Below are 6,661 nucleotides of genomic sequence, written 5' to 3' on the forward strand. Positions count from 1 at the left end.
CGTTGGCAATTGCAGAAAATATTTTAGACCTCATCGGAAATACACCGTTAGTCAAATTACATCATCTTTTCCGACCAAATTCGGCGACAGTTTATGCAAAACTTGAATTCCAGAATCCGGGTGGAAGCGTGAAAGACCGAATTTGTATAGCAATGCTCGAAGAAGCGGAAAAGCGCGGATTAATTAAACCGGGTTCAACTATAGTTGAACCGACGAGCGGAAACACCGGCATAGGGTTAGCGCTGGTTGCTGCGGTAAAAAAATATCGGCTCATTTTAACGATGCCGGAATCAATGAGTGAAGAACGGATAAAAATGCTGAAGTTGTATGGAGCAGAAGTGATTCTCACTCCGGCAAAAGACGGTATGCTTGGTGCGATTGCAAAAGCGGAAGAAATTATCGCGAATACTCCCGGTGCATTTATGCCGCAACAGTTTAAAAATCCAGCGAATCCGGCGATACATCGGAAAACTACCGGTCCGGAAATTTTTAAAGCGCTCAAAGGTAACCTTGACGCGGTAGTTATCGGCGTTGGAACCGGCGGAACGTTAACAGGAATAGCCGAATTTTTAAAAAAGAAGAAACCGGCGATTAAAATCATTGCCGTTGAACCAGCATCGTCAGCGGTTCTCTCCGGTAAAAAAGCTGGACCGCATACTATTCAAGGGATAGGTGCCGGATTTATTCCAGAAGTGTTAAATCCAAAGGTTATAGATGAAATTGTTTGTATTAACGATACTGAAGCGTATCAAATGGCAAAACGATTGGCTACCGAAGAAGGGATACTTGCTGGGATATCGAGCGGAGCCGCGGTGGCTGCAGCAAGCAAAATAGCAGAACAATTAGGACAGGGAAAAATTGTGGTCGTCATTCTGCCGGATCGTGGTGAACGATACTTAAGTGTTGCAGAATTTAGTTAATGGATTCTTTTTTCTCCCACGGTGGAACTAAATTTAAATCCCGAATTTTTTGATAGAGATTTCTTCGACTCATATCCGCAGCTTTTGCTGCTGCTGTAATATTCCACTGATATCGAGTTAATAACGAATTAAAATAGTGTCGTTCGAAAACAGTTTTCGCTTCCTGATATGTTTTTTGCTGAATTAACGATTCGACTTCCGAAACCATTTCGGGGGTTTTAGCAGCGATAATTTGAGCCGGAAGGTCAGTCGGTAAAATTTTTTCTGAATCGGATAAGGTAAATAATTGTTCAATGATATTTTCTAATTCGCGAATATTTCCAGGCCAAGAATAGTTGATTAATAACTGCATTGCTGCCGGGGTAATAACCAATTCTTTTTTCCGTTTCGATTTTTTGGATAAACGAGTTAAACATCGGTCAATCAGTTTCGGAATATCTTCTTTCCGTTCGCGTAATGGGGGAAGATGGATGGGAATGACATTTAACCGAAAAAATAAATCTTCACGAAACATCTTTTGTCTCACGGCTTCTTGCAAATCTTTATTCGTTGCGGCAATCAGTCTGACATCCGCGCGAAGATTTTCTAATCCACCAACCCGTTTAAATTCTTTATCCTGTAACACCCGAAGAAATTTTACCTGGAGAGATAACGGCAATTCAGCTACTTCGTCAAGAAAAAAAGTCCCGCCTTCTGCGGATTCAATTAATCCCTTCTTTTGACTTATTGCGCCAGTAAATGACCCTTTTTCGTGCCCAAAAAGTTCACTCTCGAGTAGATGTTCTGGAATACCGCCACAATTTAAACTTACAAAAGGTTTATCTTTTCGTAAACTATGATAATGGATAGCTTTCGCAATGACTTCTTTACCTGTTCCGCTTTCACCGGTGATCAGCACCGTACTATCGGTTGTCGCTACCTTTTTAATCAGCTCGAATATTTTTTGCATTACCGGCGTTGACCCAACGAGATTATCAAAATCATATTTCTGTTCAATTTCCTGTGTTAAATACCAATTCCGAATTTTTAATTCCTGCCGTTCCCGAGCTTTCGCCACCCGAAGGATAATTTCATCGTTGGTATCCCAAGGCTTTAAAATATAATCGTATGCTCCTAACTTCATGGCTTGTACCGCAGTTTCAACTGTTCCATACGCGGTTATCATAATCACCTCAGAATCAGGATAATTCCGTTTGATTTCCTTGAGCAGTTCCATTCCATCCAACTTCGGCATGCGGATATCACTGATAATAATATCCGCCGGGTCAGTTTTCATCATCTGTAATGCGGTTAAACCATCTCCAGCAGTTCGAACTTCGTATCCCTGCATTTTTAGAACCGTATCAAGGATATGTTGCATATTCGGTTCGTCATCAACGATTAAAACTTTCCCTTTAGCCATATGCGATGTTTTATAATTTAACGACGCATTTTCGGTATTGGTGAAGTTCTCACTTTACTTATTTTCCAATCTCCGTTTTCTTTCACCAACGAATAGGTTTGCTGATATAATTTTTCGAACCGACCGGACTGTTCACTTTTCACACATTCAATATACGCAAAATTATCTTCAATTTTTTTAGAACTTATTTCAACTAACTTCTGTTTAGGGATATTTCCATTATTCTGATTTTTCATCGCATCAGCAAACGCGTGTTGTCGGCTTATAATATACTCATTTTTCGGAACAGTTTGCAGTCGTTTACTCAAGAGATTATATTCTGTTTCAAAATCTTGCGTATTCCAGCATGTAATAAACTTTTCTATCACTGCTTCCGGAGAATGAACATCTCGTGTTAGAGACGGCGATTCAGCTTGTGGTTCTTGCACCGGTTCAAAACCCTTTTCTCGCTGCCGACTTGCAACTAATTGTTCGATAAACGAAAATGCGGTTAATTCATCTGCAGCAGATTGTTCTTCTTGAACCTCGTTAGGATAAAATTCCGGCTCGGATTTTTGCAATTTTGGATGGGTTACGGTCTCTTCTTCAGGCACTACTGGTGTTCCCGTAGGGGTTGTGCTTGTTGTTCTTGCCTGTAAAATCTGTTCTTCCCGTTGTTTGATTTCATTCAGTAAATCAAAAATAATATCGCGCTCTTCACTATCAAGTTGGTTTACCGTCCAGCGGAGCATCTTGGTGAGGGTAATTCGTCGGCGGCGCACTTTTTCGATGTCATTGGTTCGAATTGACTCGGTCAGTCCATTCCCATTCTTGTTAATCTGCTTCTGCCAGTTTACGTGATATAACCGACAGGAAGTGCCTTTATCGATCAAATCGCTATTCGGATTCGAGCAATAACTGATTAGAATCCATTCTCCTTCTACCAAAGTTTGTTCTGCAGAATAATACATACAATCCGTATGCGGACAAACTAATTCTCGTTTTCTCATTAGTTTCTCTGTCATAGATTACCTTGAACCAATAAACTTAAGGTTTTCAAGTATTAACGACCCTTACCTCTGAATCTTTATTTCTGACTCTTGATCGGCAATCGAACAATTACCGTAGTTCCCTTACCCGGTTGGCTTTCAATATGGATTGTTCCATTATGCCACTCGATGATTCGATGGATGATGGTTAATCCCAAACCTAAACTTCCTGGTTTAGTGCTGAAAAATGGAGTAAAAATTCTATTCAAATTTTCCTGCGCAATACCAACTCCTGTATCTTGAATCTGAAGTTCAATTTCGTGCTTGGGTTCAGAATCATTCGTGGTTACCACCGCAGTTTTTATCCGCATCGTTCCTCCCGTGGTTTCCATCGCTTCACACGCGTTTCGCATCAGGTTATAAATCGCCCGTTGGATGAGACTTGGATTAGCGGTAATTGTCGGGAGGTTCGGGTCTAACTGAGTTTGTATCTGGATATTTTTCTCACATTGCAGTTGTTGTATCTCCAATATAGTATCGCCGATAATCCCATTTACGTCAACTGGCTCGACACTGGTTGCAGTCGGTGACGTTAATTGAACTAACTGATTGATTATCTTTTTGCATCGCGTCGCTTCGGTATGAATTATCTGGACACTTTCCTTTTGTCCAGGAGAAAGTTCACTATGCTTGATGAGATAATCAGCGTTTGCCATAATAATACCGACTGGATTATTGATTTCGTGCGCAATTCCGGCAGCGATTTCACCCATGCTAGCCAATTTTTCGGTTTTTAGCATTATCGCTTCCATCGCGCGCATCCGTTCAAAATCAGATTTAATTTTCTCCCGCTGGCTTCGCACAATCTCTAAAATAAACCAGCTAATCAACATTACCGCCCAGATTAAAATGAGTTTTGAAATGAACTCGTGCGAAGTCAGAAATAATAAATTCGGTTCCGTGCTAACTAGAATAAAGATGTAGAGTAAACTGATGATAACATTTATGATAACACTCATAGTTTTATTGGGAAAGAGAACTATCCCACGTAGGATAACCAGAAAATATAACAGATAGAAATCACTGCGAAGCGTTCCTTGGCTTTCCTGTCGACCGGTTAAGAAGATAAGCAACGAAACGACAACGATATCTATTGCTAATGATAAATGGCTTAAAGTTAGGATTTCCCGCTGGGTATATCGGCGGAAGTAATAGATATAGGAATAAAATAAGTTACTAAATCCATATAACACCAAAAGACCAAATATCAACGGCGGGATATAAAAGCTCCCGAGCTGGATTCCAACCAGCATATAACTGGTCACCAGCAATATCCATTTCGATGGGATAACCGCTTTTCGTTCGATATTAACCATCCAAGCGTGTTCTGCTGGTAATTTCGAATCATCAGTTGTAAAAATTAATCGCGAATTTTTCATTTACTTTCTATATCAGACCAATAAGGTTCGTTCGGGCGAAAAAGTTCGCACCTGACTAACCCTTTTGGAACGCTTCTTTTAGAAAACGTTAGTCGAAGATTATCAGGAAACAGCCTTAAAAAACCTATAGCCCTAAATGGTTATTACCTCTGAGCTAAAGCTCGGTCGAAAAAGATTGAAAATGCATTCTATGGCAGGAGACTTTTTTGGTTGCTTACAAAAGCTGCTCGTTTATAGAAACCATTTAACTATATCGGATTTAGTAAATCAAGACCTTATGCTTTCGACCAACTGTATTCGAGTGCAAAATCCTCCTACCCATTGTTATGAAAATAAACCCCTTTTCCCGCACTATTTACAGTTTAGCACAGTTCCTATAAATAATCTATCTGATTTTTTTCTTTAACCAAGTAAACCATTAAATTCAGACAATAATATTAACAAATTATGACTTAATTTAGCTTAATTCATTCGACCTAGCTTTATCCGTGGTGGTTTGTCAAAATTTTAATTCTTTGTATCGCAGCGGACGAAAGAAACTTAGAGAAAAATTAGTTCAATTCATTACCTCGAAAAATCTCTGTGAACTCTGTAGCGAAGAAATTCCCTTCAAATCGACTAAACTTATGAATGAATTTATTGAATCCTTACACCCGAACAAAAACCTTAGCACGGGTAAATAGATAGACAGAAAGGCACACGAGGAAGGTTAATAGAAATGCCCAAATAGTTCCCAGAACAACATTATTTGCGACTACTGCATCTATCGGATTAATCAGATGAGTTATATGTAATAACGGATAAACAAATCCACCCCCCATAATATATGCAAGTAGCGGGTTACTCCCGACCACACGCAAAAACCCGACCGTCCAGCCTTTTCGGTAGACATCGATAATCATAAAAAATGCGATTAGCAACGCAATCGCCATTCCTGAGGAAACAAAATAATATGCCGGGGTAGCCGGGTCTTTTTTAATTCCTCCTTCATACGGCTCGATAATATATCCGATGATTAAAAAAAATATCCCCCAATTCAGTATGGTTTTTAAGAATGTTCCAACTCCAGTCTCGGTTTTTTTGAATAAACAATAAACTAACAAACAGCAACTAGCGGTAAATAATAATCCGGTTAATACCCAACGGGTATATAAATATATCACACCGCCAACGACAATCGCGAACAACGTTCCCAGCGCAGTTACTGCAGGTAATCTCGATATTCCAAGATCAACGAGAACAATATCCTTTTGCTTACTAAACTTCAATAACATATCGCCAATAATACTCCCGAACAAAATGACTGATACGACTTGAATCCAGGTTGCGCCGAATAGCCAGTGGATTGGTTTAATCCAGTGGTCTATAGTAGAAATAATCAGACCGTTTGCGGAATGATGTAATCGTAATGCAAAAATGCCGACCAGAATCGCACAACGTGCCCATAAACTGTTACGCGTGATTAACCAGAACAATGAACCAGCAGTATATCCGAACGCTAGAATGCGAATAATAATGTCATCTCGTTCTTTACTGAATCCGCTGCCATCTTTGAATGTAACCGTTGCCATCAATAGAATTAGACCGACTAGACCAACTATTCGCAGTAGATATTTTACCCACTTCCGACTCGTAAACCAAATCGGGAGACGCAAACTATCGAATCGGACTAAAAATAATAGCCAGCAACAGAAGCCAAGCAAACTCCGAAGCCAGAGAGTTAATCCCGGTTGGTCAGCCATCGCCCAAGGACTGCTATTCCCGAGGTAAATTGCAAGCGCTGCTAGAACTGCCCCGCGCCAGAAGATATGCCCGATGATTTTCCAATACGGCTCCCCGTTATCTATTCGGCGAGACAATGCTAGCGGAATCGCTGCACCCATTGAAAATAAGAAAAAAGGGAATACTAAATCTACCCAAGTTATTCCCGGA

5 protein-coding genes are annotated in these 6,661 nt (G+C 40.2%); 1 reads left to right on the forward strand and 4 read right to left on the reverse strand.

The genetic code is table 11. The features are described from left to right. The first annotated feature begins 2 nt into the window (after nt 1-2). Nucleotides 3-920 (forward strand): cysteine synthase A, encoded by a 918-nt coding sequence (gene cysK, locus N3A72_11670; GenBank protein MCX7920235.1) that lies wholly within the window; start codon nt 3-5, stop codon nt 918-920. On the opposite strand, the gene N3A72_11675 is transcribed toward cysK, so the two are convergent. The 4 genes from N3A72_11675 to N3A72_11690 form a co-directional block, all read right to left on the reverse strand. Next, entirely contained in the window at nt 913-2,322 is a 1,410-nt protein-coding gene (locus N3A72_11675) for a sigma-54 dependent transcriptional regulator (GenBank protein MCX7920236.1), read from the reverse strand. The genes cysK and N3A72_11675 overlap by 8 nt on opposite strands. 17 nt (nt 2,323-2,339) lie before the next feature. Beyond that, a complete protein-coding gene (locus tag N3A72_11680) occupies nt 2,340-3,326 on the reverse strand; it encodes a hypothetical protein (protein MCX7920237.1) in 987 nt (328 codons plus the stop codon). 62 nt (nt 3,327-3,388) lie between these two features. Continuing rightward, nucleotides 3,389-4,729 (reverse strand): ATP-binding protein, encoded by a 1,341-nt coding sequence (locus N3A72_11685; protein ID MCX7920238.1) that lies wholly within the window; start codon nt 4,727-4,729, stop codon nt 3,389-3,391. Between the two features lie 647 nt (nt 4,730-5,376). Further along, nucleotides 5,377-6,661 (reverse strand): DUF5009 domain-containing protein (locus N3A72_11690; protein MCX7920239.1); only part of this gene is annotated, 1,285 nt, incomplete at its 5' end.

Source organism: bacterium (assembly GCA_026416715.1).
Lineage (GTDB): Bacteria > UBP4 > UBA4092 > JAOAEQ01 > JAOAEQ01 > JAOAEQ01.